The organism is Actomonas aquatica (assembly GCF_019679435.2).
Classification (GTDB): Bacteria; Verrucomicrobiota; Verrucomicrobiia; order Opitutales; family Opitutaceae; genus Actomonas; species Actomonas aquatica.
Genome location: NZ_CP139781.1, coordinates 3,525,910 through 3,550,923, shown reverse-complemented (window position 1 = coordinate 3,550,923; position 25,014 = coordinate 3,525,910). Strand labels below are relative to the sequence as shown.

Genomic DNA, 25,014 nt, shown 5'->3' with positions numbered 1-25,014 from the left:
CAGGAAGTGGACCGTCGGCGAAGGGGTTGCCGCTGAATGCGCGGGTCCGGTCTTTGGCGGGTGATTGGCGGGTCGCTGTCGTGGACGCGGCGGGACGCTTACGCTAGACTGGCGGCGTGATGAACAGCAGCAAAACCGACCGCGGGGCGGCGCTTGGCGCCCGGATCAAACTGCAGCGCACGAAGCTGGCCTGGACGCAGGAGCTCCTGGCGGAGCGCGCCGGGCTGAGCGTGCGCACGGTGCAGCGCGTGGAGGGTGGCGAGGAGCCCTCGGCGGAAACGCTGCGGGCCTTGGCGACGGCCATGGGCGTTACGGTGACGGCGCTGCGGCCGGAAGACGTGCGGCGCGACTTTGGTGCGCCGGCGGCGAAGACGGTGAAAGTGGTCACCGTGGTGGTGTTGGTTCTCCTCATCCTCGGCATGGTCTTCAGCGGATTCCTCGGCGGATGGCTGACCTTTGTGCTCATGGGCACGATCGCTCTGGCCGCGGCGTTCAGCGTTAGCGGCTACAGTGTGCGCGACGAAGAGATCGTGGTGCATCGGCTGGGGTGGGCGACGCGTTTTCCCTTGGCCGACCTCACTGAGGTAAGTGTGAATCCTCACGCGATGATGGGCTCGATTCGCTTGTGGGGGAATGGGGGCTTCTTCGGCTACATCGGCTCGTTTCGCAACGAAGTGCTGGGACGTTACCGGGCGCTGCTCACCAATCCGGCCAACGGGGTGGTGTTACGATTTGGCGAAGGTCGGCCGGTGTTGGTTTCGCCGGATGCGCCAGAGGTGTTTCGTGAGTCGGTCGAGGCGGCTTTGGCGCGGCGCGCGCAGGGGGACATGCCGACGAAAGCGGAGGCCCCGCGCTAAGCCGGGGCGGAGCAATCGGCGAACGAGTCGCCGACCAACCGGCGATTCGCTCAGCCGCCGAAGCCACCCAGGCCCTGCATCATGGCTCCCATGTCGAAGGGCTTGTAGCCGGCGGGCGGCGCAAAGGCTGAGTCGGGGATCGACATCGGTTTCACTGCGGTCACTTCCCAGCGCATGCGCTCCTTGCCGCGCTTGGTGAGGGCGACGAGGCGCATGGGGAAGAAGTTACCTTTGATGGCGGATTCCCAGCCCGTCTTCACGGCGCCACCCCCCTGCATGGGGTTTCCCTTGGGCATGGCCATGAACTGGCCGAGCTGGTCGGTGGCCCAAATCTCCACCGGACCCTGATCTTCCTCGTAGATGTATTTGGTGCAGGTGTAGCCGAGGATTTCGGTCGTCTCGCCGGTGTTCTTCAGCTCCCCAGCCGAGGCCGCGCGATCCGTCGCCTCGTCCATGGTGACGTCGAAAGGGATCTCCATGTAGGCCTTCATCGGCGGGATGAGGGTCATGATTTTGCCGGCCTCGAAGTCGACCAGCGCGGCGGTTTCGCCCATGCCCGGCACCGGCATGGCGATGCGCATATGGCCGGCCTTGGTTTGGTAGCTGACGTTGAAGGTCTGGCGTCCCTCGGTCATCGCCATGTCGATCTGCCCCTCGAAGGCGGCGGCGGAAACAGCGGCGGGGGTCAGGCAGGCGAGGCAGCAGGTGGCGACGGCGAAAGCGGTTCGGGAAAATTGCATCCCGTTTGCCCTAGCGGCGGCGCGCCGACCCGGCAAGAGCGTCGCGTGACGACTTCGCATCTTTGCGTAGGTGGCGTGGAGGTGGGTTTGATTTGGGGCGACAGAACCGACAGCGGATCAAACCGGTGGGCCTTGCGCCTTGCCTTCGGCGCGGACGGCTGGCACCCGTTTTCGGCCTCCCAATCGCCTGTGTCCGACCACTCCGCCAGCTCCCTGCCTCTTTTCCACATGGTCGGTTTCACCGGCCACCGCTTCGTTGTTGATGATGCGATGATCGCCATGGCGATCGGCCGAGAGCTGGAGGCGCTCAACGAACTCAGTGCCGGTGATTGGAATGCCATCTCCTCGGCGGCGGAGGGCACCGATCAGATGTTTGCCCGTGAAGCGATGGAGCGCGGCATGGCGTGGTCGGCGGTGCTGCCGCTCGATCCGGCCGAGTTTAAACGGGACTTCAGCGAGGAGAAATGGGCGGAGGTTGAGACCCTGCTGCAGCAGGCGCAGGGCACGCGCGTGATCGAATCCAACGGCACCCGCGAGGAAGCCTACATGGATTGCGGGCTGGAGACGGTGAACGCGTGCGACGTGCTCATCGCGGTGTGGGATGGCCAGGAAGCGCGCGGCTTGGGCGGCACGGCCGATGTGGTGAGTTATGCGGCGGAGCTCAAGACGCCGACCATCATCATCGACGCCCGCAGCGGTGAGTCACGCCGGGTGCACTTTGACCAGTTTCGCCACAGCGATGCTGAGCTGGATTTCCTCAACGCGCAGGCGCCGGTCGATACCGCACCGTCGGACGAACAGGTCGCGGCCGGCGTGCCGGACGCATTGTTGCGTTTTCAGGCCAAGACCGATGCGGCGGCCACGGCCAACGCGCCGCATTTTCGCCGCCTGATTGTATCGACGGTCTTGTTACACGTGATCGCGACCATCGTGGCGGCAGCGGCGCTGGCGTTTCACCTGCACTGGATCGTGCTGCCGTGGATCAAGCTGCTCTGTCTGGTGGGCGCGCTGGGCGTGGCGCGGGTGATTCACCACTACCGCGCGCAACACAACTGGGTCCGTTGTCGCCTCGCGGCGGAGATCGCGCGGGCGGCCATTGCCACCTGGCATTTGCCGCGACGCACGCCGCTGTTCGCCGAGCTCGATTTGCCGTCGGTGCGGCAGCTGTTGCGCTCGCTGCACATTCTCAACCGGCGGGCCAATGCGGGAGAGACGCCCGACCTGAAGGCCTTTCGCGAGCGTTACGGTCGGCAACGAATCGACGACCAACTGGCTTACTACCGGCGGCAGCTGAGCAAGGCGCAACCGCTGCTCAAGCGCCTGCGCCTGGGGTTCAGCGTGAGCACCATCGTCGCGATCGTCGCGACCGCGATTTATGCGGTGCACCACACCCTGCACCTCGCGCCTTTGCCCGGCATGGCGGAGGAGCTCGTGTTTTATTTTCTGCCCATCGTGCTGCCGGTGATTGCGGCGGCGTTTATGGCCTTTGTGTCGATCAACGATCTGCACCGCCGGGTGGCGCGTTATCATGAAATGATCCACACTCTGGAAGCGGCCCGCCGCCGCCTGGCGTATTCACAAACCTGGCACAGCGTGGAGCAGGTGGTGCGGCAGACCGAGCGCACCCTGCTGCAGGAAGTCCTCGAGTGGCACACCCTGATGAGCCACCTTGAGTCGCATTAAACAGGCGCGGCACTGTAGCCGCGCGCCATTGCTTCCGCTGTAACAATCGGGTCAGCGATCCCGGCCACAGCTTTCCCCCTTATTCGGTGAAGAGGCGGTCGATGATGGCCGGATCCTTGAGCTGATTCTGATGCTGGCGGATGAGGGCTTGGAACTCGGGGGTGTCGTGCAGTGCGTCGAAGGAGACGTTGGCGAGGATGGAGCCGGTGGATTCGGCGGAAGGCGCGGAGAGGAGTTGGTTGATGGTGGCGCAGGCTTCGGTGACGGCGCCGGCTTCGGTATAAGCGAGGGCGATGAGGTATTCGGTTTGCAGGTAGTTTTGCAGGTTGCGCCCGGGGTCAGTGGAGGCCCGGGCGGCCGCGATGGAGGTGTGCATCTCGTCCACTTGGCCGAGTCCGGCGTGCATGAAGGCGGAGGAGCTGTGCACGATGCCGGGCACGCGTTGCAGCATCATCTCAGCTTCTGGTCCGGTGGTGAAGCGGTTGAGGACGCTGCGAAAAAAGGAGTGCGCCAGGGATTGGTTGCCGGTGCGGGCAAGGGCGAGTCCGCGAAAGAGGGCCATCTCGATCGGGTTGGGGGCGTAGGGGTCGCGGCCTGGTTCGACCGCAGCCAACTGCTCAAGCACGCCGGTGTAGTCGCCGACGGCGAGTCGGTATCGGCAACGCATGCCGGCGGTGGCGAAGGGTTCGTCGTCGAGGCGGGCGACGAAGGGGCGCAAGGACTCGCGGTCGCCGCTCCAGCGCGCCTCCATGTCGGTGACGAGGTGATCAAGGGTCAGGGCGTTGCGGCCGTCATCGGCCGCGGTGAGTCGCGGGGTGTGTGCGCGCAAAAAGGTCAGGGCTTCATCGAATCGGCGGGTGGCGATGAAGGGTTCGGTCCAGTAGCTGAGTTGATCAATCGTGGGATCGTGTGGTGCCCGTTCGAGCACGCGCAGGGCGGCCACGGGTTGGCCGGTTTGGTGGAGGGCGCTGGCCAATTGATAGTAGGGCCAGTTGTTCGCGTAGGGGGCCTCGGCGTCGGCGAGGTGGGCCGCGTTTTGCAGGTAGGGCAGGGCGAGGCTCGGCTGGCCCTCGGTGGTCAGGTAGTAGTTGCCGAGGTTGCGTTGGGCGGCGACGTCGTCGGGGTTGTTGGCGGCGGCGCGACGCAGGGTGAGCAAGGTGGTTTGCCGCCAGTTTTCGTCGAGAAAGTTGGCCCGACCGATGAAGGGGGCGTGGCCGAGAAAGGAGCCGTGGTCGGTGAGAGCCTGGGGGTGGTCGGGGGCGATGGCCAGGGTGTCGCGGGTCAAGGCCATCAGACGCTCGTAAAGCGACAAATCGGGGGGATCTCCGTCGTCGCCCCAGAAGCGAACGCGGAGGGTGTCGCTTTCGGCGGAGAGCTTGGTCACGACGTGGTCGAGTCGTTCCTGGCTGGCGGCGGACGGCGGGCGTTCTTCGCGCAGCTCGCGAAAGATCCGGATGGCCATATCCTAGGCGAGTTCCTTGCGCTCGAGGGCGGCGGAGTCTGTGGCACTGGCGGAAACGCTGAAGGTCTCCGCGGCGACGTGACGGTTGGTGGCGGCTTCGATGATGCGCAGGGTGATGCGGCGGTCGGTGCCGTCGACTTGCAGGCTGGTTTCCACGACGAAATCGGCGGCGGGCCCGGCGGTCGTGGCGGCGGTGGTGGGTTGGGCGACGATTTCGAAGGCACTCATCCGGCTGAGCTCGGTGAGTATTTCCTCCTGCAGGCCCTCGGCGAAAGCGGTGCTCTCGGGTGAGCGAACGATCACCTGAGTGGGCGGGACGGCGAGGGTGCCGATGAAGTAGGGACGTTCATCGGAAAGGGGCGGAGTCTCCGCGGGCGTGACGACGGATGACGACGGCGCGGGGTCGCGTTGTTGGAGGAGCGGCAGTCTCACGGCGTAGTAGAGGCCGGTGCCGACGCCGAAAATGACCATGCAGGCGATCAACCAGGTGGGCATTCCTCCCGGTTTGCCGTTCCGAAAGCGGGCGGTGCCGGCAGGGCTCGTGGATGGTGTCGGGTCCGGCGCGGAGTTTCCTGCCAACAGGGTGGTGAGACGCTCGACAAACGCGGGGGAGGTTTCGCCGGCGGGTAGGTGGGTCCACTGGCGCTCGCGGAAACGATCCGGCACCCGAGCCGTGGACTCGTTGGTGTCGTCGATGACGATGGGGAAAAGGAACGGCAGAGCGTCATCCATGTCGGCCATGCGGTCGACGGCCATGCGCCACTCCCGGCGGAAGTATCCCTCAAGGCGGGCTTCGGTGTGCGCGGAGATGACGGGGAGGAACAGCGCGCACTCGCGGATCTGTTGTTTGATTTTGCGATCCCAGGCGTCGCCGCCGACGAGTTCTGCTTCGTCAAACCAGACTTCGATCTTGGCTGCACGCAGGGTGGCGACGATGCGCCGGGCAGCGACCGCATCCTGAGAGGCGTAAGAAAGAAAAACCGCTGAGTTAGGGGAGGGCACCGAAGGGAGAGGGAGTGGGGACGCGTTGAGGCTGAAAGCTGAAGCGGTTGAAGCAAGCCCGCGAAGGGCGTGTCCGGGACAGCCGAGGGGACCGCGTTTCGCGCAGAGGCGTGATGACGCGCGGGCTGTCGGTGCGCACTGGATCGGAGACCACGTTGAATCGCACGTCGGCGCGGACGGAGCGCGTTCGCGAACCTGAGCGATCGCGACCCCCCATGCGGTTTGAGCGTTCTTAGTTCTAAGTGCGACAGGACGCTTCGGGGGAGGGCGCCAAACGGTGCTGCGCTGCGGTCGGCGTGGCGCAGTGAAAAACTCAGGCGCGGGCTTCGTTCCGGTGGGCCATGAAGTGGTTCGCCCCGTAGCCGGCGCGCTCGGGGCGGGAGAGCATGGCGTTGGCTTCGTCGTCGTCGATGAAGCGTTCGGCGGTGGCGTCCCAACGCAGCGGGCGGGCGAGTTTCATCGCGATCCAACTGAGGATGCAGGCGGCGTTGCTGCGATGGCCGATGGCGGCGGTGGCGAGCGGGGCCTCGCGGGATTTTACGGACTCGAGCCAGTTGATGTGATGCGACGCGATCGAGGGCACGGGCTCCGGCAGCGTGCTCAGATCGAGCAGGGCCTTATCGCTCGCATCGAGGACGTTGAGGCGGCGCGGTTCCTCTTCGGTGCCCGCGCCGGTGGTGGCTTCCTGACGCCAGCGCGAGACCCAGATCCAGCCCTCGTCGCCGATCCAGCGGACGCCGTTGGGCAGTTGGTCGGAGACGGTCATCTGGATGTCGCCCGGGTAAGTGAGCTGCACCTCGTAGGCGTTGTGGACATTCCAGATGCGGTTGGTCGGGAAGGTGGCCCAACCGTGCAGGCCGGTGGGACCGGAGAGGTCGAGGTCCATGCCCCAGTGGGCGATGTCGAAGTGGTGCGAGCCCCAGCCCGTGATCATGCCGAGGGTGAAGGCTTCGTTGCGCAACCAACCCGGGCGATCGTAGCCGTCCTGCGGATGAACGCGTTGCTCGGTGTAGTAGGCCATCGGGGCGGGGCCGAGCCAGCGGTCGTAGTCGAGGCCGGCCGGGATGGGCATGGGCGGCTCGTCGAAATCGGTGGGGTCGATGGGCAGGCCGATCTCCACGGCGCGGATCTTGCCGATGCGACCGGCGCGCACGAGCGCGACGCCTTCGCGGAATTGTTTCCAGGAACGTTGTTGGCTGCCGACCTGGAGAATGCGGCCGGTCACGCGCTCGGCCTCGCGCACGAGGATGCCTTCGGCGTGGGTGAGCGTGATCGGTTTTTGCACGTAGACGTCCTTGCCGGCGTAGAGGGCGGCGAGGACGAGCTCGGCGTGCCAATGTTCGGGCGTGGAGATGACGACGGCATCGATGTCGGTGCGGGCGAGGATCTCGTCGTGGTGGTCGTGGACGGAGACCTCGGGGGCGGGGCCGGCGATGCGTTGCTCGGTGCGGATCTCGTCGACGAGGGTCTGGCCGGCGAGGGCGCGTTGGCGGTCGACGTCGCAGACGGCGACGATGTCGGCGAGGTTGGAGCCGATGACATTCACCATGTCGTGGCCGCGGGCGATGCGGCCGGCGCCGATCTGGCCGATGCGCAGTCGGTTGGAGGGCGCGGTGGCACCAAAGAGTCGCGCCGGCAGAATGAGCGGCGCGGCGGCGAGGGCGGCGGAGCCGAGAAAACGGCGACGGCTGAAGGACGGGGTGAGGGGCGCGGAGGACATGGGGTAGAGGGGTTGGGGTGAGGGGCGCCGAGTGAAGGCGGGGCTACTTCACATCGCTGTTGCTCACGAAAGCGATCTTGCGGGAGTCGGGCGACCAAGAAGGCACGTTGATGGTGCCTTGGCCGCCGTAAACGTAGGCGATGACTTTGGGCGGGGCGCTGCCGTCGACCGGCATGAGGCGCAGCATGGTGTGTTTGTAGTAGGGGTGGTCACCGGCTGCGACGACGGCAGGGTCGTAGGAGATCATGGTCATCCATTTGCCGTCGGGCGAGAGGTGTGGGAACCAGTTTTGCCAGCCGTCCTCGAAGACCTGTTGTTGCTCCGAGCCGTCGGGGCGCATTTTCCAAATCTGCATGAGGCCGGTGCGGGTGGAGTTGAAGTAGATCCACTCGCCGTCGGGGCTGAACTCGGAGCCATCATCGAGGGTGGGCACGTCGGTGACCTGCTCCTCCTGCTTGGTCTCGACGTTGACCTTCCAGATGTCCCACTGGCCGTTGCGCTCGGCAGTGTAGACGATCCATTTTTTATCGAGCGACCAGCCGTGGAGGAAGGAGTGGCCCCAGGCGGGATCGGTGATCTGCTCGGGGGCGTCGGAGCCGGTGACGGGCAGGGTGTAGACGGTGGACTTGTGGTCGCCGGCGAAGCTGGAGATGGCGAGCATGGTGCCGTCGTGGGAGAGCACGTGGTCGTTGTTGTTGTCGACGATCGCGCCGGTATTCAGGGTTTCGATACGGCGGGTGGCGAGGTCGAAGGTGCGCAGCTTGCCGCGGTCGGGGCTGTTGCCGGAGACGTTGACGATGAGCTTGAGGCCGTCGGTCGTCCAATTGGGGGCCTCGAAGGCTTCGGCGCTCTCGAAGATCTGGGTGCGTTCGCCGGTGTGGACATCGAGGATCTCGAGGCGCGAGCCGATGTAGTCGCGGTAGGGGTGGAAATCGAGCGGGGCGGGTTTGATTAGGCGCACGTCGGAGAAGACGGCCTGCTCGACGACCTCGGGATTGTGGGCGCAGAGGAAGAGGCCGGCGTAGGCGACATTGTCGACGGCGACATCGGCGGTGGAGATGGCCTGAAGCGGCTCGCCGAAGTGGGCGGCGGAGAAGATGAACGTATTGCCGCGGCGTTCGAGTTGGATGACGTCGGGGTAGGCCTCGAACTCGGGGAAAGCCTCGTGGATGATCTGGTTGGTCTCGCCGTTTTTGGCGGCGCGGAATTGGAGCGAAGTGAGACCGGAGCCGTGCACGGTGCCGTCGACGTAAACGGAGCCGGCATCGAGATCGGAGCGCACCATCCAGCCGAGTTTACGATGCGGGTCGACGCCCTCGCCGAGGAATTTGACGCGGGCGCGCAGGATGAAGTCGCCCTCGATCTGGTTCCACGCGAAGTGGAACTCATCGCGCTCGCCCCAGAGGTTGGTGCCGGCGGCGGCCAGGTGGTAGGTCTGCGTGATCGGGTCGTAGCGGGTGCTACCGGGAATGGCGGGGTCACCCACGTCGCCGGTGTGGGCGAAGTCACCGACGGCCGGACCGTGAGCGCGTTGATTGATGGCGGAAGGCGAGCCGGCGAAGAGGGCGCTGGAGGAGAGGAAGGCGCACATGAGCAGGGAGCGGGGGCGAAGCAGGGAAGCGTTCATGGGGAGGGGTGGCAACGAAAGCCGCGAGCGACGAAGCGGGGTGGGTCGGGGCCGCTCGCGAGAAGGTCGTCAATCCAGCGCGAAAGACTCGCGCCCGCGACCGCGCCCCCGTTGGACGTTAAGTGCCAAGGGGGATGGCGGAAGTTACTCCTGCCAGGACTCGAGCGCCGTTGAGAGGTCGGCGGCGGTCCAGGGGTGTTTGCGGAGTTGGAGGCGGTAGCGCAGGGGCCAGACTTGGCCGGGCTCGAGTTGCAGGGGCTTCGGCACGAGCACGGCCGAGCACCAGAAGCGGCTGGGTTGGCTGTTGATGCAATACCACGGGTCGTCGCCGTCGCCGGGCATGTTGTCCGTGGCGGTGAGCACGGCGAGGCTGCCGCTGTCGGGTTTTTGTGGATACACGGTCACGCCGAGGGCGCCGGTGCGGGGGCGCATGCGGTTGTCGACCCAGTCGGTCATGGGGCCGTGGGTGTTGACCATGGCGACCGGATCGGGGCCGTGGCCGAGGCGCATGCTCAGGCCGGCGTAACCACCCCAGACGACGCCGTCGGGTTCGTGGGGCAGGGGCGTGCGGTCGAGGTAAGCGCCGGCGCGGCCGGCGGTGAAGGTGCTGTTCCAGTCGATGGTGTAGGAGCCGTCGGCGGCGACAGGCGAGACGACGAGCAGGCGCGTTTCGCTGAGGTCGACGCGGCCGGTGGGGTGCGCGTAGTCGAGTTGCAGGGTGATCTCCGCGCCGCCGTCGGGGAAGGTGCGGATGTGGGGCGTGCCCCAGGTGGTTTTGCCTTCGGAGCGGCCGGTTTCACGCGACTGTTCCCAGTAGTTGGCGTGGTTGATGTATTTCCACGAGAACCAGAGACCGTAGTGCCAAACGTGGTCCTCGGGTTTGAGCTTGGTAAGCGAGGGGCCGCCGGGCACGCGCAGCGGGTGGAAGTAGGGTTTGCCGTCGTCTGGCGAGAAGGAGAATTGCCAGAGCAGGTCACCGTCCTGTTCCCAGCCGATCGAGTGATCGGTGCGCACAAAGTCGGCGCGGGCGGTGACGGAGGTGAGGCAGGTGAGGAGGGCGAGAACGGCGACGAGGGGTAGGGGGCGTTTCACGCCAAAGTTTCAACCACGGATTGCGGTGGTTGAACACGGAGAACTACGGACCCGTTAAACGGAGTTTTTTAAACCACGGATGGACACGGATGGGCTCCACTACCGTTTCGCCTCCGATCCACTGACCCGTCTTTGATGGTTTCAGTGCGTAGCCGGTAGGCGAAGCTATCCGTGTCCATCCGTGGTTAAACAAAACAGTCCTAAAACCCGATGCTGACGCCGCCGTCGACGGGGAGGATGGTGCCGGTGACGAAGTGGGCGGCGGGGGAGGCGAGGTAGACGGCCGCCCAGCCGACGTCCTGCGGGGTGCCGAGTTCGCCGGTGGGGGTTCGGTTGAGGATCTTGTTGAGGCGCTCGGGATCGCCGGCGAAGGCCTGACGCGACATGTCGGTGTCGATCCAACCCGGGGCGATGGCGTTGACGCGCAGGCCGTGCGGCGAGAATTCGGTGGCGAGTCCTTTGACCATGCCGACGTAGGCCGACTTGGCCGCCGTGTAGGCGATGACCTTGGGGATGCCGAAGAGTGAGGCCATCGACGCGGTGAAGAGGATGCTGCCGTGTTTGCGCTCCATCATGCCGGGGGCGAACTCAACCGTGAGCGCGTGCGAACCGAGCACGTGGGTATCGAGCACGCGTTGGAATTCGGCGGTGGTCGTTTCTACGGCGGGTTTCTTGATGTGAATGCCGGCGTTGTTGACCAGCGAGGTGACCGGGCCGACGAGGGCTTCGGTCTTCTCGCGCAGGATGTGGGCACCCTCCAAATTGGTGATGTCGTGCACGACGTATTGGGCGCGCTCGCCGAGGCGGGCGACCTCCTCCTGGAGGATGTTTTCGCGGCGGCCGGCGAGCACGATGGTCGCGCCGGCGGCATGCATGCACTCGGCGATGGCGCGGCCGATGCCGGTGCCGCCACCGGTGATGAGGGCGGTCTCACCGGCGAGGGAGAAAATCGCGGGGAAAGGAGTAGCGAGGGGGCTCATGGTCTTCCGTGGGTTGAGGGAGGGAGGAGGACCAATAAAAGAAATTTCATCCGGGTTGAACAATGGGGTGATGTTCAACTGTTGAGTCCGTCGCCGGAGGGGGATCGGCGGTTGCGTGGTTGTCGGGCGTAAAGCCCGACCCACAGGTGGGTTATGATAGTTTTAAGGTGGGTCGGGCTTTACGCCCGACATCGCCTTTTGCGGTGTGGCACCGGGGTCAACGACTCCGGCTACAGTTTTGGTGGCCGTTTTTGGTTATAGCCGGCCGCGGTGAGGCCGGGTGTCAGCGCGCTCAGTGCGTTGCGTTCCAGACGTCGACCTGGGCGCGGATGGCGCGGGTGTGGTCGGGCGTGGAGCCGCAGCAGGAACCGATGATGCTGGCACCGGCTTCGAGGGCGTCGGGCACTTTGGCGGCGGTTTCCTCGGGCGGCTGCTTGTAGACGGCCTTCATGTTCTCGAGGACGGGCAGACCGGCGTTGGGCTGGATCATGACGGGCAGGTCGACGGTGTCCTGGTAGATCTCGGCGACGGAGGCCGCGCCGGGCATGTCCATGCCGGTGCCGCAGTTGAGGGCGATGATGTCGGCGCCGTTTTCTTCACAGAACTCGGCGGCGTCTTCGGGGCCGAAGCCCATCATCGTTTTGTAGAAGGTCTTGTCGGCCGAGAGGTCGTAAGCGAAGGAGCAGATGATGCAGGGGGCACCGGCGGCTTTGGCGCCTGCGAGGCCGGCTTGGATCTCTTCCTTGCCGGTTTGGGTTTCGAGAATGATGGCGTCCACGCCGGCATCGACGAGCGCTTTGGCCTGCTCGGTGATGACCTCCACGGCAGTGTCGAACGGCAGGTCACCGTAGGGCTCGAGGATGGCGCCGAGCGGTCCGATGTCGCCGAGCACAAAACCCTCTTTGTCACCAAAGGCTTCGCGGGCGATGCGCACGGCGGCTTGGTTGATGGCGACAACGTCGTCGGCCACGCCGTGGCGTTGGAGCATGAGGCGGGAGCCGCCGAAGGTATTGGTGATGATGCAGTCGGCCCCGGCGTCGACGTAGCGTTTCTGGATCTCAAGCACGCGCTCGGGGTGGGTGAGATTCCAGGCTTCGCCGGAGGCACCTTGTTCGAGGCCGGCGAGCATGAGCTGGGTGCCCATGCCGCCGTCGCAGACGAGGCGGCGGGTGGCGAGGGCGGCGAGGAGGCGGGAGGGGGAAGAGGCCATGGAGCTGTCATTTGGCGGGAGCGCGGGCCGACTCGCAAGCCGAAGCGAAGGTGTTAGACAGGGCGCGGTGGGCGACGCAGGCTGCGGCGACATGGCATTTATCGGCAAACGCAACCGGGTGCGCCTCGTGCGCGAAGCTCCCCAGGGTTTTTATGTGGACGGCGAAGCGTTGGGCGAAGTGCTGCTGCCGACGCGCTGGCGCACGCCGGACATGCGGCTGGGCGACGAGGTGGAGGTGTTTGTGTATCGAGATTCTGATGACAGGCTGGTGGCGACGACGGCGGAGCCACTGGCGGTGGCGGGCGAGTTTGCCTACCTGCGCGTGGTGGCGGTGGATGGGCGCATCGGTGCGTTTCTCGACTGGGGACTTGAAAAGGATTTGCTGTTGCCGCGAAGGGAGTGGCCTTCGGCGGGGCGGGAGCCGCGGGTGGGAGACTGGTTGATCGTGCGGGTGCACGTGGACCATCGGTCGCATCGGGTGGTGGCGAGTGCGCGGATCGGGCGGCACCTGAGTCTGGACGCGCCGGATTATGCGGACGGGCAGGTGGTGGATGCCATGGTCGAGGCCGAGACCGAGCTGGGTTATCGGGTCATCATCAACCACGAGCATCGCGGGCTGCTGTATCACAGCGATTTCACTGAGCCGTTGGCTGTGGGGCAGACGTTGGAGGTGTATGTGCGGCAGGTGCGGGAGGATGGTAAGGTTGACCTCACCCCGCATGCGTCCGGTTACGGGCGGATCCGGCGCGTGAAGGCCGAACTGGTGGATCGGCTGGCGGAGGCGGGTGGGTGGCTGCCGTTTCATGATGGCAGTGCGCCGGAGGCGATCCGGACGGAATTTGGCGTGAGCAAGAAGGCGTTTAAACAGGCGGTGGGAGCGCTGTTGCGCGAGGGGCGGATCACGCTGGAGCCAGGCGGAATTCGGCGGGTGCGAAGCGACGAGTGAGGCTGCGACGTCTGTGACGAATCGGCGTCGGGGCGGCGACGTGAAAACCGTTTTGCCGAATGGTGGTCCAGATAGGCATGAGTTCCGCCAGTCGATCCACCGACCTGCAGGATCTGCTGCAGCAGATCGAGGAGTCCGCCATGGACGAGGAGAAGGTTGCGTTTGCCGACCTACTCGAGGCGGTCGGGCTGCGCTCCTATGGACCGATGCTATTGTTGCTGGGATTGCTGGCGGTGTCGCCGATCAGCGGAATTCCCGGGGTGCCGTCGATCATTGGCACCATCGTGGCGCTGGTGTCGGTGCAATTGCTGATCGGGCGGGACCACTTCTGGCTGCCGCAATGGATCACGCGTCGCACGATTGAGCGGAAGAAGCTCAAACGGGGCATCCAGTGGCTGCACAAACCGGCGCGCGTGGTCGATCGTATGGTGCGGCCGCGCTGGGTGAAGCTCACGCGCGGGCTGGCGACTTATGGCATTGCGGTGTTGTGCGTGTTGATCGCGCTCACGATGCCGCCGCTGGAGCTGCTGCCGTTTGTGGCGAGCACGGCGGGCATGGCGCTGGCGACCTTCGGACTGGCGCTGGTGGGTCGTGATGGGTTGCTCGCGCTCATCGCGACGGCCTTTACGGGGGTGATCGGCTGGTTGGTGGTGACGCAGCTGTTGGCGTGAGGTTGCGCGCGGAAAAGTGCCGGGTGGGGTAGCGTGAGGCGACGTTATGTTTTAAAATATGAGCATGAATGCAAACACCCCTGCCGACCGCCTGATCAAACGCTCCACCACCAAGCCGTTCGCCGAAGTTTGCGCGGGCGTGGAGGACGCCTGCAAAGCGAACAAGTTCGGCCTGATCGGCGTGGTGGATCTGCAGGCCAAGATGGCAGCGAAGGGCGTGGCGTTTGATCGACCGTGCACGGTGTTTGAGGTGTGCAATCCGCAGAAGGCCAAAGGGGTGCTCACGGCCAACATGGACATCGCCACCGCGCTGCCGTGCCGACTCGCGATCTACACGGAGGAGGGCAAGACCGTGCTCTCGACGATGAAGCCGACGGAGATGCTGGGCATGTATGATGCGCCGGGAGTCGAAGCGGAAGCCGAGGACGTCGAAGCCACCATGACGGCGATCATGGATGCGCTGGTGGCCTGAACCACAGCGCGGCCGACGGCGATTCAAGAATATAAGATTGACCCCTTAGGGTTGGGGATACGCGGGCCAGCCGGCTTGGTTGGTGAGGTTGGTGAGGGCGGTTTCGTGCCAGTTGAAGCGCATGGCGGTGGGCGCGGGGATGTCGGGGCAGGTGAGGATGACCGTGCTGCCTTCGATGGTGGCATCGGCGGGGAGGAACTCGCCGTCATCACCGGCGAGTTCGAAGTGGGCGGGTGGCTCGCCGTCGGTGGTGGTGAGCCCCCCGGGCGCCCCGGTGAAGTGCACAATGGCACCGCGGGGGCGGAAGGTGGTGCGGGTGACGAAGGGGCCGGTGGCCGGCACTTGGGTGCGGCCGTAGGTGCGATTGAGGGCGAGGGCGGCCAAGCGTTCACCGACGGTGCGTTTGCCGCCGGGATGGATGTCGGTCGGGTCCTTCACAGTGTCGCCGATGGGCACGAGGCCGGTGTGCGGAATCTCGCGGGCCGCTTTGAGTTGCCCATACCAGAGCCGCGGCAGTTCATCGGCGGCGTAGCTGATGCGCGGGTGGAAGGTGCTGTAGTTGAAGGGCGCGAGCTGCACCGCGTAGAACGGCAGGGTGTCGTTGGCCCAGAGCTGACGGTAGTCGTGCACCAGCGCGGCAAACTTGGCCGCGTAGTGTTCACCGTCGCGATAGAAGGTGAGGTTGGTTTCGCCCTGATACCACACCACGCCGCGCAGGCCGTAGGGCGCGAGCGGGGCGAGCATGACGTCGTAGTTGCGGCTCACAAACTCGGCCCTGCGATCGAAGCCGCGTTCGGCGTGGTCGCCCAAGGTTTCGGCGAGGGGCGCGTAGGCGGCATCGGAGATCCATTCCTCCAAGGCGCTGCCACCCCAGGCGGAGAGGATGAGGCCGATGGGGACGTTGAGTTCGGTGGAGAGTTTTTGGCCGAAGAAAAATCCGGCGGCGGAGAAACGCGCGAGGGCGTCGCCATGGGCCTGAGACCAGCCGTGCGTGCGCAGGGCCCCGGCTTCGCGACTGGCTTGGCTTACCTTCACCAAGCGGATGGTGGGATAGTCCATGGTGGCTAGGTCGCGCGCGAGAGCTTCGTCGAACTCGGCGTAGGGTGCGGCGCCGGCGGCGGGCACACCGAGGGCCATCTCCATGTTGGATTGCCCGGTGCAGAGCCAGACTTCGCCGACGAGCACGTCCTGGAATTTTCGATTTTCGATGCTCGATTTTGGATTGGAGGGGTCGGCGTAGGCTTCGACGGTGAGCGGGCGTGGGGTGGCGTCGGCGTCCATGGACGCGAGATGGGTGCGCCAGTGGCCAGTGGCATCGGCGGTGGCGTGCACCACCTGATCGTCGAAGCGGACAACGACGAGTTGGTCGGGCTCGGCGGTGCCCCAGATGGGCACCGCTTGGTGCCGTTGCAGCACCATGTGGTCATCGAAGATGGGCGGGAGCGTGAGCTCGGCGTGGGCGCGAGCGCAGGTGGCCAGGAGGATCAGGGCGCACAGGAGGCGAGGCATGACGACTCTCTACGGCGCATTGCGGCAAAGCTCAAATGGGGAACGCAATCCTGGCTGGTGGGATGCGTGGGCGATTGGGGCGGCGGGTCGCTCGCAAACCGGGATTTTTAACACCAAGGTAGCCAAGGTCGCAAAGGAAGGTGGGGGATGGCCTTGCTGGAGTGCGGGCTACGGGAAGAAGGTGGCGAGGTTGATCTCGGTGGTGCTCATCACGGGTTCGCCGCCGTCGAGGGCGGGGAGGAAATACATGTCCTGCAGCGCGGCGACGATGTGGGCGGGCACGCGGGCGCTTTGGTTGAGGGAGACGGCGCTGGTTTCGCTGCGGCGCATGCTGTCGGCGAAGGTGCCGGTCTTGGTTGGGTTGCCGGCGCGCAGTGTGCTGGCGTCGTGGATACTGGCGGCGAAGGTCTCGGCCGCGGCGCGCGAGTCGTGGATGCTGATGAGGCTGCCGTCGGCATCGAGGTTGATGGCGACGGTGCGATCGAAGGCGCTGGCCGATTCGGCGGCGAGCAGCGCGGGCGGGGCGAGCGACCAGACCGGTTGGGCGGGCAGGGACTCGGTGGCGTGTTCGCTGAGGTAGCTGAGCAGCAGGTAGTCGCGGGTCTGCTCGGCAGTGAGGGGCGTGTTTTTGGCGGAGAGGTTGCTGACCAATTCCTGGCCGCGGGCGTAGACATGCACGGTGACATTCTCGACGGTGAAGCCCGCTTTGAAGCCGGTGCGGCGTAGGTAAACGCGGCGCGGTTTCGGGCCGAGATCGCCGATGGTTTCGTAGAAGGAGCGGGGACGGGTTTGCCCCTCCTCGGCGACGGACGCGATGACCACGGCGTAGGCGTCCCGCACGGGCGTCGGGGTGGAGAGGAGAAAGGAGATGTCGAGCGCATCGAAGTCGCCGGCGGACTCGCCGCGGGAGCGCAGGTCGTCGGCCATGGTGGATTCCAGGCTGGTGGCCACCTCGGTGTGCACGGTCATGAGTTCGTCGAAGGCCTCGCTGGTGGCGACGGCCATCTCCTCGGCGGTGCCTATTCCGTCGTGGGGTTGGTTTTGACCGGCGTCGCGGGCGTCGGAATTGACCTTGGCGTAGCGGTAGTTTTGGGCGCGCGATGCTTCTCCGCCGAAGTGTTTCAGCTCGGCGGCAGCGGTTTTGATTTGGGCTTGGGCAGCCATCTCGTTGTGCAGGATCATGCCCTGCAGCACCGGGTCTTTTTCGGGCGTGTAGGAACGCACGGCTTGGAGCCGATCGATGGTGAGGGGCGTGCGACTGAGTTTGATGCGGTGGTGGGCGCTGAAGGAGCCGGCGTCACTGGGGTAGATGCGCGAGTGGGTGTCGTCGTCCAAGACGAAGCGGTTGCCCTCGATGCCGATGACGGGGATGAGGGCGTCGGCGGGGCGGACGGCGAGCTCGATGCCGGAGAAGAGGCGGATGTCGGGCGCGGAGGGCGGAGCGGTGGCGTTGTCGTCGGCCGCCGCGGGCAGGGCGAGCAACGTGGCGGCGAAGGTGGCACTGGCGCGAAGAACAAAGCGCAGACGTGGAGAGGGCATTGGGGTAGCGAGGACCAAAGATCGGGGCAAAGCCTGAGCGACTCAGGCACACGGAACTTAACCCCAGGCGGTGGCGAATCCCGTCGTTTGGGATGAGCCGCGGGCCCGCAGGGAGGGAGAGAGCGCAATCGGACGGAAGGTGGATTGCGAGTTGCGCCTCGTCGGGGGCTGGGGCGAGATGGAGGTTCCGGCTGCGTTGGGTGCTGTCCGGCATCCGCTATGTTAACATCGCTGCAACGTTTGAGTGTTTCATTTTGGTCCGCCGTGCGCGGGGGCCTGAGCTGGCTGGGACGGCGCGTCTACTCGACGCCGTGGTTGAGCGGCTGGGTGTATGCGCCGGAGCCGCCGCGAAATCCCGAAGCGGAATATCGGGAGTTTAACGGCTGGTATTTTGGCATGATCGACCAGCAAGAGCGCATGTTGGCGGATGGGCCGCGGATGGATTTTTATCATGCGCTGATCGAGCGGGGCGTGAAGCCGGGTGATCACGTGATCGACCTCGGCACGGGCACGGGCGTTTTGGCGGCGTGGGCGTCGCGGGCGGGGGCGGAGCGGGTGTGGGCGTTGGACCATTCGAACATCCTCGATACGGCGCGCACGGTGGCGGCCGCCAATGGCATCGAGCGGGTTGAGTGGGTGGCGCAGCACAGCACCGATTTTAAGCTGGAGGAGAAGGTCGATCTGATCGTGCACGAGCAGATGGGGGACTACCTCTTCGATGAAAGCATGGTGACCAACGTGTGTGACCTGCGGGACCGCCTGCTCAAGCCGGGCGGGCGCATCCTGCCGAGTCGTTTTGCGTGGTTCTGTGAGCCGGTGATGCTGCACCCGGAGCGGCGCGTGCCGATGGTGTGGGAGATCAACTCGCACGGTTACGACTACAGTTGCCTGCGCGCGGAGAAGCCGGACGAGCGGGAGTATTACCGCTGGGCGAGCTGCGACCTGGGGGTGGTGGATCGTTTTGTGGGCACCCCGGAACCGGCCTTGCGTCTCGACCTCGAGACCATCGCGGGGGTGATGGCGCTGCCGCGCACACTGTTGCTCCAACGACCGGTGGCGGAGGCGGGCCAAATCGACGGACTGGCGGTGTATTTTGAAGTGGAGGCTGACGGCGGCCTGCGGCTCAGCTCGGGCCCGCGTGATCTAGGACGCGCGCCGCACTGGGCCTATCGTATTCTGCGAACGGATACCATGCTGGTGCAGGCGGGTGACGTCGTGATGATCGAGCTGGAGGTGGGGCGCTGGGAGAATCCCGACTCCTGGGAATGGAGTGTGTGGGTGGAGGACTCGGCGTGAAACCGCGGCGGTCGGTGGCGGAGGCGCGCACGGCCGCGGGACGACGGTTGGTGCTGAGCGAACAGGACGGCGCGTGGGCGATCAGTCTCGACGGGCAGGAGTTGATGCACTCGCGCGCGCATGCCTCGGAGTTGGCGCTGGCGGAGGTGGGTTGGGCCGACCTGGGCACGGCGGCGCCGCGGCGGGTGTTGATCGGCGGACTTGGTTTGGGCTTCACGCTGCGGCGGATGCTGGAGTTGGCCGGGCCGGACACGGTGGTGGAGGTGGCGGAGTTGGTGCCGGCGGTGGTGGCGTGGAACCGCGAGCACCTGCGGGAACTCAACGGCGCCTGTTTGGACGACGCGCGGGTGGTCGTGCGGGAAGGTGACGTGGCGGCGATGATCCGGCAGGCCCCGCGTGGCCGTTACGACTTGCTGCTCCTCGACGTGGACAACGGCCCGGTCGCGATGGTGGCGGCGGGCAACGCGAGTTTGTATGCGGCGGCGGGACTGCGAGCAGTGCGGCGGGCGCTGCGTCCCGGAGGGCGGGTGGTGTTTTGGTCGGCTGGACCGGACGAGGCCTTCGCAGCGCGGCTCAGGCAGGTGGGCTTTGCGGTGGAGGCCATCCCGGCGAAGGTTCACGCCAACGCCAAACGCGCGGCGTATATGCTGTATGCGGCGAGCGCGGGGTGAGGGTTGGTAGCAGTTGGACGGCTTTGTTGCGCAGCAGGGTTTTGGGCGCTCCGGTCAGGCGGCTGATCGATCTTGCGGCGGTGGGCGTCGGGTCTACCTTACGGCTATGAGTGCAGGGGAGATTCTCGAAACGATGCGGTCGCTCTCGCCGGCGGAGCGTCGTGATTTAGTCGCTCAGATATGGAGCGAATTTGCCGAGGATGATTTGCTGATAACAGCTGCACAGGCAGAGGAGCTGGACCGCCGTTTGGCTGCGCACGAAGCTGCTCCCGAAGACGTGGTTTCGTGGGCTGAGATTCAGCAAGCCAATCGAGATCGACGGCAGTGAGTAGGGCGGTCGTATTTCGGCGCGAGGCGCGGTTGGAATTCGACGAAGCGTTGATTTTCTATGAGGAAGCGCGGCAGGGACTGGGCTTGGATTTCCAGCAGGCAGTAGGAGAGAGTCTGAGCGAAGCTGCTACTCACCCGACCTTGTTTCGTAAGGTCCGTGGGCCGATTCGACGGATTGTGCTGAAGCGTTTTCCTTACACGCTCAACTTTGTTGCCGAAAAAGACCGTATCGTGGTGTTGGCGGTGTTTCATGCCCGCCGAGATCCACGACATCTGACTACACGGAGATAGGGGCGGTCTGGGTGAGTGGCTAGATCGTCAGGAGGTTGCGCGGCTTCGCGGCGCGAACCGGAGAAATCGCGATGCGCTCATCGAAGGTGACCAGCCGACCCTTGTGACGGGTGGCGAGGGCGAGCAGGTAGAGATCTGTCAGTTGCCGGGAACCAAGAATGCGAGCGGGATCAAATAGCTCGGGCGCACGCAGGCTGATGTCGTCGCTCCAGAAGGCGTGATCGTGCGCGGAGACAAATTGGGTCAGAATTTCGATCACTTGCGCCGGAGTCACCTGAAGTTCGGCGCTGTAGTTTGGGTTGGTCAGAATACGGACCAAGGCGTCTTCGGTGAGTGGGCAGGTGGCGATGCCGTGGGCGGCGTTTACCTCCAGCCAATCATGCGCGCGTTCGTTGAAGACGTGGGCTTCATCGAAGAGGGCGATGAGCACATTTGCATCGAGCAGCGCGCGCATCAGAGACCCTCTTCGTCCATGAGTTTTTGCACGTGAGCCATGGTGACGGGAGTCGCACGTTTGGGCAGCATGGCGATGCCGTTGCGCTGGCGCGGTTTGGCGGGGCTGCGGGTCGTCGTTGGTTTCCCGCCGGATTGGTAACCCTGGCGGGCGAGCGAGGAGATGACGGAGCCGGCGGTGCGACGCTCCTTCGCGGCGAGCTCTTTGGCCAAGCTCAATACGTCGTCGTCGATATCAAGAGTGGTGCGCATGCATCTGATGCAATCGCATCAGATGATGAAGTCAATCGTGGCCCGGGCGGTCTTCTTTAGAGGCCGGTGGGGCTGAAGGTTTTGTCTTGGATCAGGACCTGGTCGTCGAAGATGACGGTTTTGGGGGCGCGGAGGTGGGTTACGCTGTCGAGGACCGGGGCAGTGGTCAGGATCATGCGGGGGAGGTGGTCGGGGGCGATGCGGCCGATGGGGTCGGCGTAGGCGAGGCGACCGGCACTCACGCCGGTGGCCGCGTTGATCACCGCGAGCGCCGAGAGCCCGGCCTTTTCCATCTGCTCCAATTCGTAGAGGAAACCTAGGCCGTGAGCGACGCCGCAGCTACCGGCGTCGGAGCCGGCGATGATGAGCACCCCCATGTCGTGTGCTTTGACCAGCGAACGGGCGTGGTTGTCGAGGATGCGTTGGAGGTTGCCGACGATCTGTTCGTCCCAGCCGAAGAGCACGGCGTGATCGACCTGTTTTTGCACGGGCGCGAAGGTGGGCACCCAGCCGATCTGCTGATCGCGGAGTTTGGCGAGCTGGTCGTCGCGCAGGAAGAAGCCGTGCTCGATGGTGTCGACGCCGCCGTCGATGGCGTGATCGATGCCGATGTCGCCGGAGGAGTGGGCAAAGGTCTGGCGGCCGTGGCGTTTGGCGGCGGCGACGATGGCGCTGACCTCGGCGGTGTCCATCTGGGGCTTGGCGGTGACGAGGCCCTTCTTGAAGTTGATGATGCCGGTAGGGAGAAGTTTGATACGGTCGGCGCCGGCGGCGACGCGGGCGTCGACGGTGGCATCGATGGAGCCGTGGGCCTCGATGGTTTCGCCCATAAATTTGCCATAGCGACCCTCGTGGTGAATCGCCGCGCCGGGCGAGTCGTAGTAGGGCATGAGCGGGCGTTCGGCGGCCGGGCGCTTGTATTGGCGGCTGAGGGCGAGGCCGACGCCGTCTTTGTCGCCGGCGTCGCGCACGCCGGTGATGCCGAGGGTGACGAGTTGGGCGAGGCGCGGTTGGGCGGCGGCGAGGAGTTCGTCCGCGGTTTGCGTGAGGTAGGTGGCGCGTTTTTCGAAGTCGAGTTCACCGCCTTCGAGGAAGAGGTGGGCGTGGGCTTCGATCAGGCCAGGGAGGAGGGTGGCGTCGGGCGCGGAGACATCGGGCGCGGTCTGGTGATCGGCGAGGATGTCGGGCGGCGGGCGATTGCCGTTGGTGCCCACGAAGTGGATACGCTGGCTGTCGTAGACAACATGCGCATCGCGCGCGGGTGTGGTGGAGGTGCCGTCGAGCAGCGTGCCGACGTGCAGCCAGATGCGGCGGGTGGGAGAGGCAGAGGGAATTGGGTTAACCACGGATTTGGTTCCTAGAGGCAGGATTGGTTTTTTAACCACGGATGGACACGGATGACTCCGCTAACGCTCCGTCTTTTTTTGAGTAACCAGGCGAAACGGTAGTGAAGCCTATCCGTGTTCATCCGTGGTTAAGATCGACTTAGTCGTCCCAGTCGTCGTCTTCGTCTTCTTTGTTGGCGGCGCAGATGGCCATGATGGCCTCGGCTTGGCGGAAGCCGGCTTGCTCCTGGGTTTCGTCGCCTTGGCGACGGCCTTGTTCGAGGGCGTCGCGGAGTTGGGCGACCAGGGGGTCGTCGGCGGGGAGGGCGGCGGGCTGCTTCTCGACGTTGGCGAGGGCGTAGTCGAGGCCGAGTTCACCGGCGATGGTGAGGTAGGCGTTTTCGAGTTGTTCGCGGACACCTTTGGGGGTGCCCCAGGCGAAATTGGATAGGCCGACGATGAAGTGCACGCCCTTGAGGTCAGGGTCGGCGGTGATGAGTTTCATGGCGTCGAGGCCGATGTTGATGAGGCCGTAGGTGTCGGCCCCGACGGGGGCGAGGCCGACGTCGATGATGATGTCGTCGGGTTGGCGGTCGGCCTGGGTGGCGAGCATGTCGATGAAGCGTTTGGCGGCGGAGTGCGAGTCGCGCGGGTCAAGGCATTGGGAGCCACCTTCGTCGGTGAAGTATTCCGAGGCCATGACCACGACGCGGGTGTCGTGGTCTTTGACGAGCCCGATCATTTCGTCGAGGTGGGTGCGGGACGCGGCGAGGGAGTTGAGAATGGGGCGGCCACTTTTGGAGGCGTCGTAGTGGGCGAGGGCGACGCGGTGGTAGTCGACGGAGGGGTTGTCGAAGGCGAGCGGCGTGGTGGTGGCTTCCTGAAGGGCGGGCACGACCTCGGGGAGAAACTCGAGCATTTCCTCGGCGCGCACGGAGATGCGCTGGGTGCCGTCGAGGTTGACGGTGAGGTAGGCGGCACCGAGTGCGGATTGGCCTTTGGCGAGCTCCTGATATTTGGTGACGTCGCGATCGGTGAAGGCGCGGCGCGCGCGGGCGTAGGAGTTATTGATGAGTTCGCCGATGATGTTGAGTTTCGGGATGGGCATGTCGGTTGGTCCTGAGGGGCAGGGCTGTATTTTTTAACCACGGATGGACACGGATGGGCTTCGTCCCGCAGTCGCGGGACTACGCACTGAGACGATTTATGGTCTCACAGGGAGGGAAGGCGGAACGGTAGTGGAGCCCGTCCGTGTTCATCCGTGGTTAGAAAACCTGCGTCATGAGGGTTCGGGTTGTTTGGGAGAGGTGTGGTCGCGGCCGAGCCAGCTGTTGGCCCAGGCGGAGGTGCCGCGGAGGGATTGGTCCTGAATGACCGGGGCGTGGGCGAGGAGCTCGGATTCGGTGCCATCGGCCTTGGCGCGTTCGTAGGCGCGCAGCCAGATGCAGTCGCCGTAGCCGTCGACTTCGCAGCGTCCGCCGCGCGTGCCGCCGCAGGGTCCGTTGCGCTGGTTCTTGGCGCATTGGGACTCGGGGCAGAGGTAGCCGATTTCGGGCAGGGAGCAGTCGCCGCAGTCTTTGCAGGAGAAGAGGGCGGATTTGGAGAGGTGTTCGACCCAGCGCATAATGGCGGGGCCTTGGCGCGGGTTGGCCGACTTGGCGCAAACCTTGGCGCCGAGGTCGTTGAGCAGCTTGCCCGGCGTGAACATCGTGGCGTGGCTGAACTTCGAGAGTTGGTAGGTCAGCGTGACGTGTTTCGTCGGGTGCGGATCGGGCTCGCCGCGGGTGGTGGGATCGCAGAGGCCGTCGGGCGTGCGGCCGTAGAAGAAAAACTCGTGCGGGCGGGAGTATTGGAATTCGCGGGCGAACTGTTTCCAATCGTCGGGCGCGAAGGTTTTCTCGATATCCAGGATGGCCTGCACGGCGGCCATGTTGTGCACGCCGCCGATGTAGCCGCCGCGGTAGCCGAGGCCGCGGTAGATGGCGAGTTGCTTGGCGGCGAGTTCGCGGAAGAAGGCGCGGCCCTTGTCGGGCGAAGCGCCCTGTCGTTCGCAGATCTCGCGGAGCTCGTCCGACACAACGACCCCGGGGATGCGCATTTCGTTGAACATGCGGGCGACGGTGCGGTTGAGCAGGTAGACGTTGCCGATGAGCGGTGTATCCGCCATCCCGTTACACTGCATGTAGGCGCGCTGCTCGCTCATCTTGCGCGCATCAAATCCGATCTGGTTGATGATGAAGTGGGCGCCGGCGTTGAGCTTGGCGGCGAGCTTGGCGTATTGCGGCATGAGCTCACCTTCGCGCAGCTTGAAGTTGCTGGTGACGGCGCCGATGAGGAAGGCGGTGGGCTCGAACTTGGGACGGGCCTTGCCGGAGCGATCGGGGTGGGGATCGAGGCCCTGGTTCATCTTGCTGAGCAGCGAGATGAGTCCGACTGAATCGATATCGAAGACGGGTTTGGCGGTGCCGGCGTTGCCCGAGATCGGGTAGTCGCCGGTCATGGCGAGGATGTTGTGGAAGCCCTCGCTGTTGAGCAGCCAGGCTTCGCTCTCGAGGCCGTTGCGGTTGAGGTCCTTGCAGGTGAGGTGGATGACCACCTCCTTGCCAGCGTAGAGCAACGGCTTGCCGAGGGCGGTGGGAGCGAGCTGGGGATTGCCGCCGGCGTTGTCGGTGATGCTGACCCAGTCGATGTGTTCGGCGGCGACGAGGTCGTTGGCGAAGCCGCGGGTTTTGACGGCGTTGCGCTCCGCCATCGAACCGCGCACGGAGACGAGCTCGCAACCGAGGAGGAAGCGATCGTCTTGCGCGAGGCGTTGGCGGAGAGTCAGCATTATTTTTTGCCCACGGAACACACGGAATACCCGGAAACCTTCAGGGCTCTGTTGGG

The 25,014-nt window shown here is 65.2% G+C and carries 24 protein-coding genes; 9 read left to right on the top strand and 15 right to left on the bottom strand.

All coding sequences use genetic code 11. From position 1 onward, the window contains the following. Positions 1-119 precede the first annotated feature (119 nt). Positions 120-857 carry a helix-turn-helix domain-containing protein gene (locus K1X11_RS13830; RefSeq protein WP_221032706.1) on the top strand — a complete coding sequence of 246 codons (738 nt, stop codon included), beginning with the start codon at positions 120-122 and terminating at the stop codon, positions 855-857. A 50-nt stretch (positions 858-907) separates the two neighbouring features. Here K1X11_RS13830 and K1X11_RS13825 read toward each other — a convergent pair whose 3' ends face one another. Next, positions 908-1,597, bottom strand: coding sequence for a DUF4412 domain-containing protein (locus K1X11_RS13825; protein ID WP_221032705.1), 690 nt, complete (start codon positions 1,595-1,597; stop codon positions 908-910). A 189-nt stretch (positions 1,598-1,786) separates the two neighbouring features. Here K1X11_RS13825 and K1X11_RS13820 point away from each other — a divergent pair, with 189 nt between their 5' ends. After that, positions 1,787-3,280, top strand: a complete 1,494-nt coding sequence (locus K1X11_RS13820; RefSeq protein ID WP_221032704.1) for a hypothetical protein — start codon at positions 1,787-1,789, stop codon at positions 3,278-3,280. Positions 3,281-3,359: 79 nt separating this feature from the next. On the opposite strand, the gene K1X11_RS13815 is transcribed toward K1X11_RS13820, so the two are convergent. The 7 genes from K1X11_RS13815 to K1X11_RS13785 form a co-directional block, all read right to left on the bottom strand. Next, positions 3,360-4,742, bottom strand: coding sequence for a tetratricopeptide repeat protein (locus K1X11_RS13815; RefSeq protein ID WP_221032703.1), 1,383 nt, complete (start codon positions 4,740-4,742; stop codon positions 3,360-3,362). A gap of 3 nt (positions 4,743-4,745) precedes the next feature. Next, positions 4,746-5,744 (bottom strand): TIR domain-containing protein, encoded by a 999-nt coding sequence (locus tag K1X11_RS13810; protein WP_221032702.1) that lies wholly within the window; start codon positions 5,742-5,744, stop codon positions 4,746-4,748. Between the two features lie 313 nt (positions 5,745-6,057). Then, positions 6,058-7,464 carry a Gfo/Idh/MocA family protein gene (locus K1X11_RS13805; protein ID WP_221032701.1) on the bottom strand — a complete coding sequence of 469 codons (1,407 nt, stop codon included), beginning with the start codon at positions 7,462-7,464 and terminating at the stop codon, positions 6,058-6,060. Between the two features lie 43 nt (positions 7,465-7,507). Next, entirely contained in the window at positions 7,508-9,091 is a 1,584-nt protein-coding gene (locus K1X11_RS13800) for a TolB family protein (protein ID WP_221032700.1), read from the bottom strand. Between the two features lie 144 nt (positions 9,092-9,235). Beyond that, a complete protein-coding gene (locus K1X11_RS13795; protein WP_221032699.1) occupies positions 9,236-10,183 on the bottom strand; it encodes a DUF6807 family protein in 948 nt (315 codons plus the stop codon). Positions 10,184-10,383: 200 nt separating this feature from the next. Then, positions 10,384-11,163 carry an SDR family NAD(P)-dependent oxidoreductase gene (locus tag K1X11_RS13790; RefSeq protein ID WP_221032698.1) on the bottom strand — a complete coding sequence of 260 codons (780 nt, stop codon included), beginning with the start codon at positions 11,161-11,163 and terminating at the stop codon, positions 10,384-10,386. A gap of 292 nt (positions 11,164-11,455) precedes the next feature. Next, positions 11,456-12,373 (bottom strand): homocysteine S-methyltransferase family protein, encoded by a 918-nt coding sequence (locus K1X11_RS13785; protein ID WP_221032697.1) that lies wholly within the window; start codon positions 12,371-12,373, stop codon positions 11,456-11,458. Between the two features lie 91 nt (positions 12,374-12,464). Here K1X11_RS13785 and K1X11_RS13780 point away from each other — a divergent pair, with 91 nt between their 5' ends. The 3 genes from K1X11_RS13780 to K1X11_RS13770 all read left to right on the top strand — a co-directional run bounded on the left by K1X11_RS13780 (position 12,465) and on the right by K1X11_RS13770 (position 14,462). Beyond that, positions 12,465-13,319 carry a CvfB family protein gene (locus K1X11_RS13780; protein WP_221032696.1) on the top strand — a complete coding sequence of 285 codons (855 nt, stop codon included), beginning with the start codon at positions 12,465-12,467 and terminating at the stop codon, positions 13,317-13,319. 77 nt (positions 13,320-13,396) lie between these two features. After that, the gene (locus tag K1X11_RS13775) at positions 13,397-13,990 is read left to right on the top strand and encodes an exopolysaccharide biosynthesis protein (RefSeq protein ID WP_221032695.1); all 594 of its coding nucleotides are present in this window, start codon (positions 13,397-13,399) and stop codon (positions 13,988-13,990) included. 64 nt (positions 13,991-14,054) lie between these two features. After that, positions 14,055-14,462, top strand: a complete 408-nt coding sequence (locus K1X11_RS13770; RefSeq protein WP_221032694.1) for a DUF302 domain-containing protein — start codon at positions 14,055-14,057, stop codon at positions 14,460-14,462. Positions 14,463-14,507: 45 nt separating this feature from the next. Here the strand turns inward: K1X11_RS13770 and K1X11_RS13765 are convergent, their stop codons facing one another. After that, positions 14,508-15,971 carry a sialate O-acetylesterase gene (locus K1X11_RS13765; RefSeq protein WP_221032693.1) on the bottom strand — a complete coding sequence of 488 codons (1,464 nt, stop codon included), beginning with the start codon at positions 15,969-15,971 and terminating at the stop codon, positions 14,508-14,510. A 168-nt stretch (positions 15,972-16,139) separates the two neighbouring features. After that, positions 16,140-17,510 carry a hypothetical protein gene (locus tag K1X11_RS13760; protein ID WP_221032692.1) on the bottom strand — a complete coding sequence of 457 codons (1,371 nt, stop codon included), beginning with the start codon at positions 17,508-17,510 and terminating at the stop codon, positions 16,140-16,142. 240 nt (positions 17,511-17,750) lie between these two features. Here K1X11_RS13760 and K1X11_RS13755 point away from each other — a divergent pair, with 240 nt between their 5' ends. The 4 genes from K1X11_RS13755 to K1X11_RS13740 all read left to right on the top strand — a co-directional run bounded on the left by K1X11_RS13755 (position 17,751) and on the right by K1X11_RS13740 (position 20,098). Continuing rightward, entirely contained in the window at positions 17,751-18,806 is a 1,056-nt protein-coding gene (locus K1X11_RS13755) for a methyltransferase domain-containing protein (protein WP_221032691.1), read from the top strand. After that, positions 18,803-19,477 (top strand): spermidine synthase, encoded by a 675-nt coding sequence (locus K1X11_RS13750; RefSeq protein WP_221032690.1) that lies wholly within the window; start codon positions 18,803-18,805, stop codon positions 19,475-19,477. Before K1X11_RS13755 ends, K1X11_RS13750 begins: the two co-directional genes overlap by 4 nt. 106 nt (positions 19,478-19,583) lie before the next feature. Next, positions 19,584-19,805: an addiction module protein gene (locus tag K1X11_RS13745; protein WP_221032689.1), complete on the top strand. Its 222-nt coding sequence runs from the start codon at positions 19,584-19,586 to the stop codon at positions 19,803-19,805. Beyond that, the gene (locus K1X11_RS13740) at positions 19,802-20,098 is read left to right on the top strand and encodes a type II toxin-antitoxin system RelE/ParE family toxin (RefSeq protein WP_324725983.1); all 297 of its coding nucleotides are present in this window, start codon (positions 19,802-19,804) and stop codon (positions 20,096-20,098) included. Before K1X11_RS13745 ends, K1X11_RS13740 begins: the two co-directional genes overlap by 4 nt. Before the next feature lie 19 nt (positions 20,099-20,117). Here the strand turns inward: K1X11_RS13740 and K1X11_RS13735 are convergent, their stop codons facing one another. From K1X11_RS13735 to K1X11_RS13715, 5 genes are all read right to left on the bottom strand, one after another. Further along, positions 20,118-20,552: a TA system VapC family ribonuclease toxin gene (locus K1X11_RS13735; protein WP_221032687.1), complete on the bottom strand. Its 435-nt coding sequence runs from the start codon at positions 20,550-20,552 to the stop codon at positions 20,118-20,120. Then, a complete protein-coding gene (locus tag K1X11_RS13730) occupies positions 20,552-20,803 on the bottom strand; it encodes a hypothetical protein (protein ID WP_221032686.1) in 252 nt (83 codons plus the stop codon). The genes K1X11_RS13735 and K1X11_RS13730 overlap by 1 nt, the downstream gene beginning before the upstream one ends. 56 nt (positions 20,804-20,859) lie before the next feature. Further along, positions 20,860-22,149 (bottom strand): amidohydrolase family protein, encoded by a 1,290-nt coding sequence (locus K1X11_RS13725; protein WP_221032685.1) that lies wholly within the window; start codon positions 22,147-22,149, stop codon positions 20,860-20,862. A 139-nt stretch (positions 22,150-22,288) separates the two neighbouring features. Next, positions 22,289-23,236 carry a dihydropteroate synthase gene (locus K1X11_RS13720; RefSeq protein ID WP_221032684.1) on the bottom strand — a complete coding sequence of 316 codons (948 nt, stop codon included), beginning with the start codon at positions 23,234-23,236 and terminating at the stop codon, positions 22,289-22,291. A 171-nt stretch (positions 23,237-23,407) separates the two neighbouring features. Further along, positions 23,408-24,958: a methylenetetrahydrofolate reductase C-terminal domain-containing protein gene (locus K1X11_RS13715; protein WP_221032683.1), complete on the bottom strand. Its 1,551-nt coding sequence runs from the start codon at positions 24,956-24,958 to the stop codon at positions 23,408-23,410. Positions 24,959-25,014 lie beyond the last annotated feature (56 nt).

Bases quoted from the DNA above. Each gene is read 5' to 3' on its own strand.
- K1X11_RS13825 (WP_221032705.1), bottom strand. From the start codon at position 1,597: ATGCAATTTTCCCGAACCGCTTTCGCCGTCGCCACCTGCTGCCTCGCC.
- K1X11_RS13760 (WP_221032692.1), bottom strand. From the start codon at position 17,510: ATGCCCTCTCCACGTCTGCGCTTTGTTCTTCGCGCCAGTGCCACCTTC.
- K1X11_RS13715 (WP_221032683.1), bottom strand. From the start codon at position 24,958: ATGCTGACTCTCCGCCAACGCCTCGCGCAAGACGATCGCTTCCTCCTC.
- K1X11_RS13765 (WP_221032693.1), bottom strand. From the start codon at position 15,971: ATGCCTCGCCTCCTGTGCGCCCTGATCCTCCTGGCCACCTGCGCTCGC.
- K1X11_RS13800 (WP_221032700.1), bottom strand. From the start codon at position 9,091: ATGAACGCTTCCCTGCTTCGCCCCCGCTCCCTGCTCATGTGCGCCTTC.
- K1X11_RS13830 (WP_221032706.1), top strand. From the start codon at position 120: ATGAACAGCAGCAAAACCGACCGCGGGGCGGCGCTTGGCGCCCGGATC.
- K1X11_RS13745 (WP_221032689.1), top strand. From the start codon at position 19,584: ATGAGTGCAGGGGAGATTCTCGAAACGATGCGGTCGCTCTCGCCGGCG.
- K1X11_RS13815 (WP_221032703.1), bottom strand. From the start codon at position 4,742: ATGGCCATCCGGATCTTTCGCGAGCTGCGCGAAGAACGCCCGCCGTCC.
- K1X11_RS13780 (WP_221032696.1), top strand. From the start codon at position 12,465: ATGGCATTTATCGGCAAACGCAACCGGGTGCGCCTCGTGCGCGAAGCT.
- K1X11_RS13805 (WP_221032701.1), bottom strand. From the start codon at position 7,464: ATGTCCTCCGCGCCCCTCACCCCGTCCTTCAGCCGTCGCCGTTTTCTC.
- K1X11_RS13720 (WP_221032684.1), bottom strand. From the start codon at position 23,236: ATGCCCATCCCGAAACTCAACATCATCGGCGAACTCATCAATAACTCC.
- K1X11_RS13730 (WP_221032686.1), bottom strand. From the start codon at position 20,803: ATGCGCACCACTCTTGATATCGACGACGACGTATTGAGCTTGGCCAAA.
- K1X11_RS13735 (WP_221032687.1), bottom strand. From the start codon at position 20,552: ATGCGCGCGCTGCTCGATGCAAATGTGCTCATCGCCCTCTTCGATGAA.
- K1X11_RS13775 (WP_221032695.1), top strand. From the start codon at position 13,397: ATGAGTTCCGCCAGTCGATCCACCGACCTGCAGGATCTGCTGCAGCAG.
- K1X11_RS13785 (WP_221032697.1), bottom strand. From the start codon at position 12,373: ATGGCCTCTTCCCCCTCCCGCCTCCTCGCCGCCCTCGCCACCCGCCGC.
- K1X11_RS13790 (WP_221032698.1), bottom strand. From the start codon at position 11,163: ATGAGCCCCCTCGCTACTCCTTTCCCCGCGATTTTCTCCCTCGCCGGT.
- K1X11_RS13770 (WP_221032694.1), top strand. From the start codon at position 14,055: ATGAATGCAAACACCCCTGCCGACCGCCTGATCAAACGCTCCACCACC.